The organism is Reyranella sp. GW821-FHT14A01, assembly GCF_058803965.1.
Window position 1 is genome coordinate 321,197 of the sequence record NZ_JBXAPM010000004.1, and the last position, 15,239, is coordinate 336,435.

Consider the following 15,239-nt stretch of genomic DNA (forward strand, 5'->3'; position numbering starts at 1 on the left):
ACGTGACTGTGTGTCGAGACGAGAACAGCCCTCGCCGACAGGTGGCGAAACTTCCAGCAGACTAACAGCTAAGGGGAAAGGCTTTGCGCTAAATGCGTCAAGGCAAGCTGCTTGCTGCAGAACATCATACCGGGACCTGATTTAAATATGCATTTCTTGTGCAATTTGTGTGTAGTGGGAATTGTATGGATGGCATACAACCAAAGATACTGATCGTTGCTACTCTGTCTTGGATTATTTGAGTGAAGACATTAAAATTGTATTGGATGCTTTGGTGAAGAGTGGGCGAGCAACTGGAATGGATGATCGGGAGCGTTATCACTTTGACCTCAATGGCTACCTTCATGTGAAGAGTGTCTTGAGCCCACAAGAGGTTGCGGAGGCGCGTGCAGCAACGGACGCGTTGGAGCAGTACTTCGTCGACACTGTCCATGCCGCCCCAAAGTACCACAGCCTCCACTTCAAAATGGAATACCACTATGATGCAGAACTGGGCACGAGTTCATACGAGGCAAATCATGGTGGCGGCGGCCCCCAATACGTTGTTGACGATTTTCTCAATGCCGATCCTGCCTTCGACCTGTTTGTTGGCCATGCACGGACGCTGGAATACGTTCGTGAACTGATTGAGTCGCCCTTCAAGATTGTCAGCTCCGAATTGCGCTATCGACATCGCGGCAATATCACGGGGAGCCACATGGGAGGGCCGATCGATTGGCGTAACCGGTATACTTTTGTCGGCGATTCGACGCCAGCGGCTGGCAGCAATACCAGCCGGCGTCATATCGATCTTCTCTGCGTGCGCGTGCTCTACGCCTTGCATGATCTGCCAGTGGACAATGGGCCGCTTTGCGTTGTGCCAGGCTCACATAAGGCCAACTATCAGTCGCCTTATGGAGGCGATCCTCTGCACGAGCCCGGTATGGTGCCACTACCCATGGCCTCGGGCGATGCGCTGTTCTTCACCGAGAATTTGCGCCATGGCGGCTATCCAAATTCCATCGATCGCGTTCGCAAGACCGCTCATATCTGCTTCGCTCCAGGTTGGGTCGGTTCCCAGAGCCCCGCCCATTGGAATGGCGATGTGTTCGTCAAGCCCGAGGCTTGGGCGCGTTATAGCGAGGCGCAGCGCTCGCTTCTTCCGGAGCCCATAAGTCACGGAGAACGTCATCCCGAACAGCGGTCAATAAAGCGGCTTATGGCGGAAGTCGAAGCCCTGACCAGGGAAAATTCGGAATTGAGGGCCGATTTGGAGAAGCGCAAGAAGTCGAAGATAAGAACGATCAAACAACGGCTTTTGGGCGGCTAGCCTATTTCCGGTGGATAGGAATGAGAACATCTCTATCAAGCCAGGGCAGAAACGTACGCAGGACCAGACTGCTGCCTCGCTCATTTACGTGGGCCCAAGACCAATATAGCGGACCACGTTCATCGGACTGCTCGCACTCTGTTGGCTCACAAAAGGGTTCGAAAGCGTCGAACAGGAAACTGCTCCGGCTTGTCTTGCTCATTTTTTGAAACAGTTCACGTTGCTGGCGGAGATCGGGTTCAAGCTGGGTGCGCAGCTGTCGGCAGGAATAGATGTTGCTGGGGCGAGTAACGTCGAAACCGAATATGGAAAGTCGGCGGGGGTGGCAACCAGCCGGCGGATTGCCGAACTGGGGCACGGACATCACATAAACGACCTTCTTGCCGAGTTCCAAGACAGCTCGCTGAAAGTCAGTGAGTGCCGTCTCATCGGTGAAGAACGGGTTGCGCGAATAAGTCGGCAAGACGACCACCTCGATGGAAGGCTCACGCTTCAGGATCTCGAATACCGCCGAGATGACACGTTTGCAGACCTCTCCACCGGCCATCCACTTCTCAAGGCTGTTCGAATACACACAGGCCGGAACCGCCCAATTGAAGCTGTGGGCGCCGACAAACGCGGCTTTCTCGTCAAGGAGTTTGGCGCGGATCGCGGAATAGAACGCCATGGAGACACTATCGCCAACCACGAGCGCGCGGGGAGTGGATGAGTTGACGAAACAGACATACGCATCGCCTGTGTCGATGCCGTATTTCGTCAGGCAGCTGCCATCCGAGGTGCGGGTGTCAGTTGGAACCCGCAGATCCTCGGCGAGCGGGCGGTTGATCTCCGCAACGCTGCGATCCGGCAATCCGTGCAGCTTTACGACGGCAACTCCGCTTGCCCCGAGGAACAGCATGGCAGCGCCCAATGTCGCGACGGGGCGCAGGCGAGGGGAACCAAACCTGATCGGCCTTTCGACGTATGCGTAGGTCAGCCAGGCGAACAGCAGGCTTGCGACCAAGAGGGCGCACCGCATCTCCACCGGTGGCTTGGCCCCATAAGCAAGCCAGGCGAAGGCGAAGAGCGGCCAATGCCAGAGGTACAGCGGGTAGGAAATCTTGCCGATCCACACCATGGGTCGCGCAGAAAGCAGGTGCCAGTTTGTAAAAGCCTGCGGGCCGCTGGCAATTACGAGAGCGGCGCCAAGGACGGGCAACAGCGGCCACCAGCCCGGGAACGATTGCGCGTCTGTAATCAAGCTGGCGATGACGATGGCGGCAAGTGCCGTCGCACCAACACTGTTTCTTACAACGGATGGGCCCATCCATCGCGCCAGGACTTCGCGGGGTATGTGGGCGCAGAGGACGCCTATGGCCAACTCCCAAACCCGCGTCAGCGGCGAATAGAAAGCAACGGATCTCTCGGTGGAAGTGACGTTGAGGGCAAAAGAGATAAGCACGAGGGCGATGGTCGCGGAAACGAACAGCCGACGTCGCTTTCTCATGATCCAAGCGAAGAGCGGCCATATAAGATAGAACTGCTCCTCGATGGCAAGCGACCACAGGTGCAGCAGCGGTTTGGTGTGCGCCTCCATGTCGAAGTAGCCGAATTCGTCGAGAAGCGTAAAGTTGGTCACAAAGAGTGCGGTCGCCGCGATATGTCTGCCGAGCTGTCGGAACTCCTGCGGGAACATGCTGTTCCAGCCGATCAACAAGACAAATACGACAACTAATACGAGCGCCGGGAAGATGCGCCTCACCCGCCGCGCGTAGAACGACGCGAAGCTGAAAGTGCCGGCGTCGAGTTCGTGAGTTATGAGCCCGCCGATCAGAAATCCGGAGATGACAAAAAAGACATCGACGCCGATGAAGCCGCCCCGGAAGTCGTCAGGGAAGGCATGGAACAGCATCACCGCAATTATAGAAATTGCCCTTAAACCATCGATATCGGGTCGGTAGTTCGCAGATGCCCAAGGGGGGGAGTATGTCATGGACATGAGTTAGTACATGTCCTCGGGGGGAAATGAAATGTCAACGTGTTACCGCGACCAAGGGCGATGGCTTCCATTGACGCCCGCACCATCGAGGCGGCGCTGTCCGCAAAGCCCGTGATTTTCTTTCGATGCTTTGGTGTCGTCAGTTACGCTACTCGATCTAACTGATGCCAGAGACCAAAGGCCGGCGCTGCTCTCGAGCCCCGCAGTTCGGGCACCCACAACGCCATCGGAATCCTACTCGCGCTCGTCGCGCCGGCGATCGCGATGGGCGCGCACCGCTTCGGCAGCCTCCCTCCACAGAGCGTGAGCCGCCTTCCGGACATCGTCGGGATAGCCGGCCAGCCGCTCGTGCCGCTCCCGCGCCTTCCGTTCGGCGTCCAACAATTGCGCCAACTGGGAATCGGGTTGCTTGACCGGCGTGACCATGGTGAGCGAACGACATTTCCGCCGGCTTTGTTGCCGCGGGAAGTCATTTGTCCTTATCGGGGCGACTCGCGTCGGACGTGCGCCGTGGGGGCCGTTGCGTCGGGTTGTGGATTCCGGCATCAGACCTTTCTCCCGCCGCGTCGTCAAAAAGAACCCAGAGTGACCCCGGAACCTGAATATCGGCCCGACATCGACGGCTTGAGGGCGGTCGCGGTCCTGTCGGTCGTGGCGTTCCATGTCTCCCCGGACCTGTTGCCGGGAGGGTTCGCGGGCGTCGACGTCTTCTTCGTCATCTCCGGCTTCCTGATCACCGCAATCATCCTCAAGGGGCTCGACCGGGGCACCTTCAGCCTCCTCGATTTCTACGCGCGGCGCATACGGCGCATCCTGCCGGCGCTCCTGCTGGTGCTGGCGACCGTCCTCGCCGTCGGCTGGTTCCTGTTGTTCAGCGGCGAATACCGCGTGCTGGGCAAGCACGTGGCGGGCGCCACCGCCTTCCTCTCCAACTTCATCTACTGGGGCGAAAGCGGGTATTTCGACCAGGATGCCAAGACCAAGGTCCTGCTGCATCTGTGGAGCCTCGGCATCGAGGAACAGTTCTACGTCGTCTGGCCGGCGCTTCTCATCCTCGTCTCGCATCTCCGGCACGGCATTGCCGGCGCCATCGTCGCGACGATCGTCGTTTCGTTCGCCGCCAACATCTACCTGACGGGCCGGGCGCCCGCGGAAGCCTTCTATTCCCCGGTGTCGCGCGCCTGGGAGCTGATGGTGGGCGGCGCCCTGGCCTGGCTGGCCGCGCGCGGCTGGAAATGGGGAGCGGCGCGGGCGGAGGTCGCTTCCGGGGCGGGCTTCGCGCTCCTCGCCGCCGGCTTCCTGCTGCTGGATCAGGCAAGCGCCTTTCCCGGCTGGTGGGCCCTGCTGCCCACACTCGGTGCCTTTCTCGTCATCTCCGCGGGACCGCGGGCGCCGCTCAATCGCCTGATCCTGGCCAACCGTGCCATGGTGGCCGTGGGCCTGATCAGCTATCCGCTCTATCTCTGGCACTGGCCAATGCTGGCCTTTGTGCGGATCTTCGAAGCGGGGCCGCCGGCGGTCGGAATGCAATCGGCGGCCGTCGCCCTCGCGTTCGTTGCGGCGACGGCGACCTACCTTCTCGTCGAACGACCGATCCGAAACGCGAAGCCGGGCGGGACCAGGGCCTTCGGGCTCCTCGGCGGCGCCGCGCTGATGGGGGGCATCGGCTTCCTCTGCTACTCGACCAACGGCTTCCCCGGCCTGCGCGCCCTGGATCCGCAGCGGGAAGCCTTTGTCCGTCATTTCGACAACAGCGGCCCGGACAGGTATTTCCAGCGGACGACGGGCCTGCTCGAGAAATACCGAAACGACTGCAACTTCTACGACGTGCAGTCCTTCTTCGCCGGTCGCCCTACGCAAACTCCGAGGAAGGCGATCGACAGGAGCTGCACGGAACGCGATCCCGCCAAGCGCTACTCGGTGATGCTCTGGGGCGATTCGCACGCCCAGCATCTTTACTGGGGATTGGCCCGGAATCTTCCCGCCGACTGGCAGATCCTGCAGGTCACCAGCTCAGGCTGCATGCCCGACATCGAGGGCGCCGAGCCCTCGACGACCAACTTTTGCCATCACTCGAACTGGACGGCCCTCCAGACGATCGCGAAGGAAAAGCCCGACGTCGTGATCGTGGCGCATAGCGCGGTCCACCTGGCCGGCCGCACCAAGGCGATCGATGCGATCGACGCGGAGCTGAAGAGGCTGGGCGTGAAGCACGTGCTGGTCGTGGGCCCGACGCCGCACTGGCTGTCGGATCTTCCCAACATCGTCGCGCGGAAGCTGTGGCCCGACACGCCGCGCCGCACGTTAACCGGTGTGAACGTCGACCTGCAGGCCCGCAACGAAGGGCTCAAACGCCGCTATGCCGGCTCCCGCGCGACAGTGTACGTGGATGTCCAGGGTGCGTTCTGCAACGACGAGGGCTGCCTGGTCTATCTGGAAGACGATCGCACCGCCGGGCTGACGAGCCACGACTATGGCCATCTGCTACCGGCGGCGTCCGACTATCTCGCCACGCAGCTTCTCGTCCGGCTGGTCGTCGACGGCGCGGGCGACTGAAGGGAATCAGACCTTCACGCCGTTACAATCAGGCCGCCGCGATTGACCCGGATGCACTTGCCCTGACTGATCAGTTTTCGGGTATGCCGTCGGATCGTCTCAGGTATGACTCGCGATGGGCCGCCGGCGCCTTGTTCGTGATGTGCGTGACGTTGGCTGCCCGGATCGCCGTGAACACCAGCCCGCCCATGAGGCCGCCACCGGAAGCACGACGCAGGACCTTCAGCGTGGCAAGCAGCAGGCGGATTACGACCACGGCGATGATGGTGAACTCCTTGTTCGCATGCCGCAGAGCCTAAGAGGGCGATCTTGGTGGCTTGTAGCTCACGATCCTGATTCGGCTGAGGGCACCAAGCATGCGTACGGTCTCCAGGTAAGGCTTGCGCAATAATGCATTCATGGGAGCGCTTCGCCGGACCGGTAAGGTCAGGCTCACCCCGTCCATTTCGGCGAGGCAGGCGCCCTTTCGAACGAGCTTGCGGGCGTGTCGTCGTACCGTCTCAAAGGAAAATTGAGGCGGCGCGACAGCTCCCGGATGCCCATCGGGCTGCTTTTCCCCGTTGTGACGAGCGTTTCGCACCACAGGGTCATGACGATCATGCCGTTCAGGATGTCGTCGTCCACCTGACCGACGACTAAGCCGCGCAGGAAAAACTCGGTCGAGACCCGGCCGACAGGGGGGCGTTCGGATGGAGCGCCGGTTTAGCCATTGCAAATAGTCTGTTGATGGACGAGGCGCTGGGCAAACAAGGCCGACACAGAAATGGGCGAGCTGCCTGTCACATGCTGACCCATTTTGGTGAGCTGCCGCATTGCGGGGGGCAATCTCGCGCTTGTAGCGTTCCTCCGGGGAGAATTTGAGACGCTCATTCCGATTGGGGGCTCCATGGACAACGGCATCAACATCACTGGTTCAGACTTCCTTTCATGGACCGGTTATCGGATCACGGAGGCGTCGAGCGTTGCCGAAGCTTACGGTTTCTCCGATGGCGTGAACTCGGACTACTGCAGCTACAACGTGGCGATCATTCTCGACCGGGTCGAAGATCCCACCAGTATGCTGTCCGGCAACTGGGCGAGCCGGCAGCAGTCACTGGCGGCACCCGATCTCTGGACGAGCTACGGCGCCAATCCTACAACTTACCAGACCGTATTGACCCAGCTCGCTGCGGTGGGGCTGACGGTGATCGACGCCAACACACCAGGCAACGACGGCTACTACACGTCGACAGTCGAGAACCGCACGATCTGGGTCCAGCTCTCGACACCCGCTGAATTCAACACGCTGTTCGGCACTCCAACCACTCCGCAGGCGCTGCAATATTCGTCATCTGCCGACCTACATTTCTGGAACGGCGAGCTTGCCCTGCCGCCAGAATGGGGAGTCGTCGGCCTCTGGTTCGACGCCAATCATCGTCCGCCTCCCCAGGACCTCACGACCAACCCGGGCGTGACCCTTGGGAACGGGGCGCAGAGTCCGGGCAATAGCGGTGTCAATCAGGACCTGGCCCCTCAGGACGTCGCGGTGCTCTACAATTTTCCGCTCAACGGTCAGAGCGTGCAGACGGGTGTCATTGGCCTGATCGAGCCCGGCACCGGCACCTACATGTCGTCGACCGATCCGACGGGAACCGGGTTCGAGGCGGCGCTCGATGCCTATCTCTCGGGGATCGGCGTTACCGGCACCGGCCAGGTCTCGGCGCAGGGCGTGATGGGCCAGTCGGCTCCAACCTCGGGGGAGCGGGCGCTCGATGTCGGCATCGTGGCCGCCATCAACCCGAACTCGAACCTTCAGCTCTTCAACGGCTCCGGCCTCAGCTCCAGCTCGGGTTTCCCGAATGCCGAAGCGTCGGTCTTCACCGCAGTTCAGTCGTCGATCTGGAATCCAACGGGTGTTCTGCCCGCGGTGACGTCGAACTCGTACAACGACGCGCCCAGCCCGGCGCCTGGCTCGCCGTACTGGACGGCCTATCAGCAGCTCTACATCGACGCGGCGCTCATGAACCAGACGAGCGTGATCGCGGCGGGTGACGGCGGCTCGAGTGCAGAGATCGCCAACGGCTTGACCAATGTCCACACCACATTGACCCAGCCGTACAATATCATGGTGAGCGGCACATCGCTCTCCAGCCAGAGCGTAGCGGCGACGGATACTTCGCTGTCCGCCGCGGCTGCCCTTGCGACGACGGGCAACCAGGCCCTCCTGTGGGAACTCGTCAGAACGGGCCTCAAGACCATGCCGACGGGCACCAGCGACATCGGCCAGTTCATCGAGACCGTATGGAATCAGTACAAGGTCGACAACACCGACGGGACCATAACCGGCTACTCGGGCAACGATGCGGGCGCGGGGGGCGTCGACGTCACGCAGCTTGCACCGCCCTGGTACCAGGCACAGTACGGCCTGAATCCGGTCACTAGCGATTCGCTACACCAGCCCGGCCGCGGCGTGCCCGACGTCTCGGCCAATGCTGGCGGCAACTTGTTCTACACCGTGCCCGAGGACGACATGATCGGCACGCATGGTGACGCCGGCACCAGCGCTGCGGCGCCGCTCTGGGCGTCGCTGATCACGCAGTTCAACTATATCTTCAACGACCAGGGCCTGAACAACCTCGGCTTCATGAACGACCTGCTCTACATCGCCTCGGCGATCGCACCAGGCTCGTTCAACGACATCACTGTTGGCAACAACAATTCGGCCTTCTACTACGATCCGTCAGGCGCCTATTCGATTGACGGCACCCAAGGCTCGGCGACCAATATCGGCTACTCGGCCGGTGACGGCTACGATTACGCGTCGGGCCTCGGCACGCCCAACGGCCTGCTGCTGGGACGCGCGCTCACCGCGATCGCCCATGCCCAGACTTCGTTCGGAGGCGCGCTCCCCGTGCTCGATTCGGACGGGACGGGCGGTTGGATCAGCGGCGCCAACCAGGCATTGCTGTTCCAGACCGTCGCGGCGGGCCACGTCTCCATCGGCATTGATATCGAGGGCAATGACCTCGGCTTCTCCAGCGGTACCACACAGTCCTACGCCTGGACGGCGCAGTTGGCGCAGCAGGTGCTGCAATCCGATTTCGATCCGAATCTCGTCCGCCTGTTCGACAAGGCAGGGCAGGGCGCGATCACCGACTCGCTCGTCGACGGAGGCGACAGCTTCGCGGTGTCGTTGAACGGCAATACAGGCGACAGTCCCCAGGCGGACCTCACAAGCGACTACGGCTTCGTCGACTTTGAGCGGGATGGCAGCAGTGTTCGGGTGGCGCGTCCTATCGCTATGGCGGAGACGGCGGGCGGTGCCGACAACCAGCTGGCGGTGGTGCGCGTGCGCCAGAACGGCCAGGACACAGTTGCGGTGACCTTCTACCAGGTCGACGATCTCACCGGCAGGGTCGGAAACTTTCAGCCCGGGCAGGTGGGCTACGCCGCCGCGGCGCAAGCCGCCGCCTATCAGTTCGTCACGGGCGGCACGGTGATGAACGGCCCGGGCTACGGCAATTACGGGCAGAACCTGCTGATGGGTGTCGACGCCGGCGACTACATCGCCATGTCGCTCATCAACAGCAGCAGCGGCCAGGCCTACTGGGCCTTCTCGCAGGCCAATCCCGACGGCGGGGGCCACCTCTGGAGCTACGGTCTCAACACCTGGGGGTGGGAGGACACGTGGGGCGGCGGCGACCGCGATTTCAACGACATGATCGTGCAGCTCGACTTCACAAGCGCCACGGGCAGCAACTTGTTGGTCTGACGCCGCGGGCAACGGCTGGCTGATCTGACCGGCTCAGCCAGCCGTGCCGGGGACCGTCAGGCCGCGACGAGATTGACCGGCTTCAGGAAGTCCATCTTGCCGACGTCGACGCCGTTATGGCGCAGGATCGCGTAGGCCGTCGTGAGGTGGAAGTAGAAGTTGGGCACGACCATCTGCAGCAGATAGTCCTGGCCGCCGATGACCTTGCCCGGCGCCCAGGAGAAGCTGACCTTGCGCCCGGCGGCGCCTTCGTACTGCGCCGGCGTCACGCTCTCGGCGAAGGCCACGGCCTTGGCGATGCGGGCTCGCAGCTCGCCGATCGTCTTCTCGTTGTCCTCGTGCTTGGGCGGCGTCTGGCCCGAGAGCCAGGCGGCCCCGTTCTTCACGTAGTCGCAGGCGCTCTGGACCTGGTAGATGAAGTTGCGCATGTCGGGGGCGAGGCGGCTGTTCAGCAGCACGTCGATGTCGAACTTCCTGGCAGCGGCATGCTGCTCGGCCTTGTCTAGATAGCCGGCAAGACCCTTCAGGGACTGCGTGCACTGCGAGATCACTTCTGAATACATGGGATTTCCGTGGGCTGGATTGGGGAATTACCCTCAGCCTACCATGCCCTGACAAAAGTGACGCCTTGGCCGCGTTCTTGCACAACGCTAGCCTTCGCACGTCGACTGAAGGAGATATCATGGACGGACTGCACGCGAACTCGCCGCACGCGCGGGACCAGCGCTACCTGGTGCACCAGCAGACGGAGTTGAAGACCTATCGCGAGCAGGGCGGGACGCTCATGGCGCGCGGCAACGGCATCCATGTGATCGACGAATCGGGCAAGGAGTATATCGAGGCGATGGCCGGCCTGTGGTGCGCCTCGCTGGGCTTCTCGGAGAAGCGGCTCGCCGAGGCGGGCTACAGGCAGCTCCTCGACCTGCCCTACTATCATACGTTCTTCGACAAGGGGCACCTGGCCAGCGTCGACCTGGCCGAGAAGCTGCTGTCGATCGCGCCCAGGCCGATGAGCCGCGTGCTCTTCCAGTGCTCGGGCTCGGAGGCCAACGACGCCGCCATCAAGCTGGTCTGGTACTATCACAACGCTATCGGCAAGCCGGAGAAGAAGAAGATCATCGGCCGCGAGCGCGGCTATCACGGCAACACGGTGGCCTCGGTCAGCGTCTCGGGCCAGCCGCACATGCGGGCGGGCTTCGACATCCCGCTGCCGATGTTCAAACACACCGACAATCCGCACTACTATCGCTTCCACACCGAGGGCGAGACCGAGGAGCAGTTCGCCGACCGCATGGCCGCCAACCTCGAGGCGCTGATCCTGGCCGAGGGGCCGGACACGGTGGCGGCCTTCTTCGGCGAGCCGGTGCAGGGCGGCGGCGGCGCCATCACCCCGCCGCGCACCTACTGGGAGAAGATCCAGAAGGTGCTGAAGAAGTACGACGTGCTGCTGATCGCCGACGAGGTGATCGCGGGCTTCGGCCGCACCGGCAACATGTGGGGCTGCGAGACCTACGGCATCCAGCCCGACATGGTGTCCTGCGCCAAGGCGCTGTCGGCGGCCTACCAGCCGATCTCGGCGCTGATGATCTCGGACAAGGTCTACGATGCGGTCGAGAGCCTGAGCGCCACCAACGGCACGTTCGGCCACGGCTTCACCTACGGCGCCCATCCGGTGGCCTGCGCGGTGGCGCTGGAGACGCTGAAGATCTACGAGGAGCGCGACATCGTGGGGCAGGTGCGCCGGGTCGGGCCGGTGATGCAGGCGGGCCTTGAGAAGTTCCGCGATCATCCGCTGGTCGGCGACGTGCGCGGCGTCGGCCTGTTCACGGGCGTCGAGCTGATGAAAGATGCGAAGACCCGCACGCCGTGGGCGCCGGAGCAGAAGGTGGGCACGATGGTGATGGACCATGCGCTGCGCCACGGGCTGATCGTGCGGGCGATCGGCGACCGCATCGCCTTCACGCCGCCGCTCATCATCACCGAGGAGCAGATCGGCGAGATGTGCACGCGCTTCAGGCTCGCGCTCGACGACGCCAAGAAGGATCTCGGCGTCTAGGCCGTTCCACCTGCTGGGCCCGTCGACGGTCCTGTACTGTTTCTCCGTCGCTCCGAGCGTGCATAGTGCGCCGCTCATATCGGAGGAGACGACGCATGGTGAAGCCGGTACGCCGGATCGTGACGGGCCACGACAGCGAGGGACGCTCGGTGTTCCTCGAGGACGGGCCGGCGCCCAACGGCTTCTCGCCGTCGCATTCGCCCAATGTCGGCCTGACCAACCTCTGGCTGATCGATACTTTCCCAGGAGCGAACGGAGAGGGCCAGGGCGACCCGACGGCGCGGCCTTTCAAGCTGGAGCCGCCGGCCGCCGGCAATGTCGTTCGCGTCGTCGAGTTCCCGCCCGACAGGGAGCGCAACTACGGCAACCAGGCCGAGGTGTTCCGCCAGTACGGCGCATCCGGCGCGCACGACGCGGCGGCGCGCCATCCCGGCTTCCACAAGACCCACAGCATCGACTACGCCATCGTCATCGAAGGCGAGATCTGGGCACTGATGGATATCGGCGAGACCCTGATGCAGGTCGGCGACGTGCTGATCCAGCGCGGCACCAACCATGCCTGGGCCAACCGTACCGACCGCATCGCCCGAGTCCTCTTCGTCCTGAACGGCGCCGCGCCGGTGTAATTCCCCGCGAAAGCACCACCCGTCCGACATGGATCGGCCACGAATCTGCGTGCATGATGCAGGTCTGGCGTCGTTGGGCGCCATTGAGACGGGGACATCCCAATGCTTTTGGTTCGATCCTTTGCCGCGCTTCTCGGTGCGGCCGCGCTCGCCTGCGTCACGCTCGCCGGCGCAGGCCACCAACGAGCCGATCCCGGGCATCGATGTCGTCGTGAAGAAGAAGCCCGGAGGGTCGATCGTCACGCGCGGGCAGACCGATGCAAAGGGCGAGACCGTCCTGAAGGACCTGCCGGCTGGAACCTATGCCGTCGTCCTCACCGGCAAGCCGTTCGATGAGGCCGCGAAGATAAGCCGCGAAGATAAAGGGCACGACGGCGATCGTCGGCATCTGGTTGCTAGGCGTCGGGAAGCCGGCCAGCAATCCGACCAAGCGCGTCGGCGGGGCGATGGAAGGCGACCTCAAGGTCTCCGCATCTCGGCCGACGTCTCGACCTTGCGTTGATCAGGCGGCCTTCCGCCCTCGCGTCGGCGGCTTCTTCTTGTTGGCGCGAGCGGCGGCGGCGTAGCGTTCGGCGCGTTTGCGCTCGGGGCCGCTGCCCTGGAGGCTCTTCTTCAGCGCGGCCATCAGGTCGACGACACCGGAGTCCTTCTCCTCGCGCGCCGGCTTCGCTTTCACCGGCTTGCCCTTCTTCTTCTCCTCGATCAGGGCGCGCAGCGCCTCCTCGTAGCGGTCGGTGAACTCCGCCGGATCGAAGTCGCCCGACTGCTGCGCCACGATCTTCTCGGCGATGTCGAGCATCTGCGGATCAGGCTTGGGCAGGTCGGGATGGCCGATCTCGTCGAGCTGGCGCACCTCCTCGGCGGTGCGCAGGGTCGTCAGCACCAGACCCTCTTCCTCGATCTCGATGGCGCAGACCCGCTCGCGCGTGCTCATGACGAGGCGGCCGATCGCTACCATGCCCCGGCGCTTCATCGCCTCGCGAATCACAGCGAAGGCCTCGATGCCGGTCTTGCCCGAGGGCACGAGATGATAGGGCGTGTCCCAGTAGAGACGGTCGATCGTCTCGCGGGCCACGAATTTTTCGATGTCGATGATGCGCGTCGATTCGAGCTTCACGCTCTCGAAGTCTTCCTTGTCGAGCAGGACATACTCGTCCTTGGCGATCGCGAAACCCTTGACCAGGTCGGCCCGCGACAGTTCCTCGCCAGTACCGGCGTCGACCGTCTTCATCTTGATGCGGTTGTTGGTCTTCGGGTTGATCAGGTTGAAACGGACCGTCTCCGCCTCGGTCGTCGCCGACCACAAGGACACGGGACAGGTCACGAGTGAAAGGCGGAGATGCCCTTCCCAGGATGGACGCGCAGCCATGGTGATTCCCCTCACGTACGGGCATTCAACTGGCGAAAGGCCTGCTTGTTGCGGCGGCCCGGAGCGTTCCGAACAATTTCAATTAGCGGCGTCCGTTCCGATTTTGGTCTCACCAGACGTTGGGGTATCGCGAAGAGGGGCCGGCAAGGATTTCTCCCGACCGACCGTTTCCTGCCGCACCCGTTCCACGGCGGACCCGAACTTTGAAAATCCCGATCATTGTCTGATGGCGTGATGTGTCGCATCTCTGAAGGGTCGAAAGACCGCGGGATTTGAGGAGCAGCTTGCGCCGCGTCACCAAGCGCTAAAGCGTCACGACGCGATCGTGGGCTCCGCTACGACGTATGAGAGAGCGATGACCCGGCCCCTTCTTTCGACCCTCCGCAGGCGCTGTCGACGCGGCAAGTACCGCCCGGGCTGTCGGTTCTCCTAGAGCCGAAGTCCACCCGGCAGTTTCTTGAGATCAGACCGGCCGCCTCCCAAAGGAGCGCAAGGCCGGAGGAGCGGAGCCATGTCCGAACCCTTCAGTATCGCAGTCCATTCGCCTGGCGCGGCGGTCCTCCGATGAGCATCGCGACCCTCACCGAGTGGGCGAAGCACCTCGTCGGCGGGCCGAGCCCGCATAGCCAGCTTCAGGAGCTGCGTCGCGCGGAGCTGCGGGCCAAGACCGAAATCCGGGCCGCGCTGAACCGGCTGGCCGCGGAATTCGACGTGCTCGTGCACGAAGTCGACGAGGCCATGGTCCAGATCGACGACGTGCTCGGCGACATCACCGGCGAGGTCGAACGCGACCTCACCTACGAGATCGAACAGCAGGACCAGTATTAGGTGATTGGACATCATGCCGACTGTTGCTGAACATGTCGTCGATCTGCGGCGACGTTTTGACGGGGCAGGGCCCTCCCGCATCCTGCGGGCCGTGCTGGGCGAAGTCTTTACCGGCCGCATCGCCGTCGTCTCGTCCTTCGGCGCCGACGCCGCGGTGCTGCTGCACCAGGTGGCCGAGGTCGATCCGTCGACGCCGGTGCTGTTCGTCGATACCGGCCGGCACTTTCCCGAGACGCTTGAGCATCGCGACCGGCTGGTCCGCCATCTCGGCCTGAGCGATGTGCGCACGGTCGGGCCGTCGCCGCAGGAGGCGGCTCGCCTCGATGCCGATCTCAGCCGGGCGACCTGGGATCCCGACGGCTGCTGCGCCTTCCGCAAGGTGGCCCCGCTGCAGCGCGCGATGACGGGCTTCGATGCCTGGATCACCGGCCGCAAGCGGTTCCAGGCGTCGACGCGCCGCGAGCTGCCGGTGTTCGAGATCGACGGTGCCCAAACCAAGATCAATCCGCTGGCGAACTGGAGCCAGGCCGAGATCGACGCCCATGCCCGGCGCCACGGCCTGCCGGCGCACCCGCTTGCGGGGCACGGCTATCCCTCGATCGGTTGCGCCCCCTGCACCTCACCCGTGTTGCCGGACGAGGATTCGCGCGCCGGCCGCTGGCGCGGCCTCGCCAAGACGGAATGCGGCATCCATCGCACCATGGCGGCGCTGGCGGTCCTTCCCCCTGTGTCCTGAGTTGGCGTGCTGTCCCGTCTTCGTTGCCGG

At 63.1% G+C, this 15,239-nt stretch carries 14 protein-coding genes; 8 read left to right on the forward strand and 6 right to left on the reverse strand.

The window, feature by feature from the left end; all coding sequences use genetic code 11:
* The first annotated feature begins 298 nt into the window (after positions 1-298).
* Complete coding sequence (locus AC1ROX_RS10440) at positions 299-1,309, forward strand: phytanoyl-CoA dioxygenase family protein (RefSeq protein ID WP_493125110.1); 1,011 nt, start codon at positions 299-301, stop codon at positions 1,307-1,309.
* Position 1,310: 1 nt separating this feature from the next.
* Here the strand turns inward: AC1ROX_RS10440 and AC1ROX_RS10445 are convergent, their stop codons facing one another.
* Positions 1,311-3,287 carry an acyltransferase family protein gene (locus AC1ROX_RS10445; RefSeq protein ID WP_493125112.1) on the reverse strand — a complete coding sequence of 659 codons (1,977 nt, stop codon included), beginning with the start codon at positions 3,285-3,287 and terminating at the stop codon, positions 1,311-1,313.
* A gap of 234 nt (positions 3,288-3,521) precedes the next feature.
* On the reverse strand, positions 3,522-3,668 hold the full coding sequence (locus tag AC1ROX_RS10450; protein WP_493125114.1) for a hypothetical protein: 147 nt from the start codon (positions 3,666-3,668) through the stop codon (positions 3,522-3,524).
* Between the two features lie 204 nt (positions 3,669-3,872).
* Here AC1ROX_RS10450 and AC1ROX_RS10455 point away from each other — a divergent pair, with 204 nt between their 5' ends.
* The gene (locus tag AC1ROX_RS10455; protein WP_493125116.1) at positions 3,873-5,843 is read left to right on the forward strand and encodes an acyltransferase family protein; all 1,971 of its coding nucleotides are present in this window, start codon (positions 3,873-3,875) and stop codon (positions 5,841-5,843) included.
* A 70-nt stretch (positions 5,844-5,913) separates the two neighbouring features.
* On the opposite strand, the gene AC1ROX_RS10460 is transcribed toward AC1ROX_RS10455, so the two are convergent.
* A complete protein-coding gene (locus tag AC1ROX_RS10460) occupies positions 5,914-6,099 on the reverse strand; it encodes a hypothetical protein (protein ID WP_493125118.1) in 186 nt (61 codons plus the stop codon).
* Positions 6,100-6,275: 176 nt separating this feature from the next.
* Positions 6,276-6,467 carry a hypothetical protein gene (locus AC1ROX_RS10465; protein WP_493125120.1) on the reverse strand — a complete coding sequence of 64 codons (192 nt, stop codon included), beginning with the start codon at positions 6,465-6,467 and terminating at the stop codon, positions 6,276-6,278.
* A gap of 262 nt (positions 6,468-6,729) precedes the next feature.
* Here AC1ROX_RS10465 and AC1ROX_RS10470 point away from each other — a divergent pair, with 262 nt between their 5' ends.
* Positions 6,730-9,594, forward strand: coding sequence for a DUF4114 domain-containing protein (locus tag AC1ROX_RS10470; RefSeq protein WP_493125122.1), 2,865 nt, complete (start codon positions 6,730-6,732; stop codon positions 9,592-9,594).
* A gap of 56 nt (positions 9,595-9,650) precedes the next feature.
* Here AC1ROX_RS10470 and AC1ROX_RS10475 read toward each other — a convergent pair whose 3' ends face one another.
* Positions 9,651-10,157, reverse strand: a complete 507-nt coding sequence (locus AC1ROX_RS10475; RefSeq protein ID WP_493125124.1) for a DUF1993 domain-containing protein — start codon at positions 10,155-10,157, stop codon at positions 9,651-9,653.
* A 119-nt stretch (positions 10,158-10,276) separates the two neighbouring features.
* On the opposite strand from AC1ROX_RS10475, the gene AC1ROX_RS10480 reads away from it, so the two are divergent.
* From AC1ROX_RS10480 to AC1ROX_RS10490, 3 genes are all read left to right on the forward strand, one after another.
* A complete protein-coding gene (locus AC1ROX_RS10480; RefSeq protein ID WP_493125126.1) occupies positions 10,277-11,650 on the forward strand; it encodes an aminotransferase in 1,374 nt (457 codons plus the stop codon).
* A 95-nt stretch (positions 11,651-11,745) separates the two neighbouring features.
* On the forward strand, positions 11,746-12,276 hold the full coding sequence (locus tag AC1ROX_RS10485; protein WP_493125127.1) for a cupin domain-containing protein: 531 nt from the start codon (positions 11,746-11,748) through the stop codon (positions 12,274-12,276).
* Between the two features lie 121 nt (positions 12,277-12,397).
* Entirely contained in the window at positions 12,398-12,778 is a 381-nt protein-coding gene (locus AC1ROX_RS10490; RefSeq protein WP_493125129.1) for a hypothetical protein, read from the forward strand.
* Here the strand turns inward: AC1ROX_RS10490 and ku are convergent, their stop codons facing one another.
* On the reverse strand, positions 12,779-13,645 hold the full coding sequence (ku, locus tag AC1ROX_RS10495; RefSeq protein ID WP_493125131.1) for a non-homologous end joining protein Ku: 867 nt from the start codon (positions 13,643-13,645) through the stop codon (positions 12,779-12,781).
* A 564-nt stretch (positions 13,646-14,209) separates the two neighbouring features.
* Between ku and AC1ROX_RS10500 the strand changes: the two genes are divergently transcribed.
* The gene (locus AC1ROX_RS10500) at positions 14,210-14,473 is read left to right on the forward strand and encodes a hypothetical protein (protein WP_493125133.1); all 264 of its coding nucleotides are present in this window, start codon (positions 14,210-14,212) and stop codon (positions 14,471-14,473) included.
* 13 nt (positions 14,474-14,486) lie between these two features.
* On the forward strand, positions 14,487-15,209 hold the full coding sequence (locus tag AC1ROX_RS10505) for a phosphoadenylyl-sulfate reductase (RefSeq protein ID WP_493125135.1): 723 nt from the start codon (positions 14,487-14,489) through the stop codon (positions 15,207-15,209).
* The last annotated feature ends 30 nt before the right edge of the window (positions 15,210-15,239 follow it).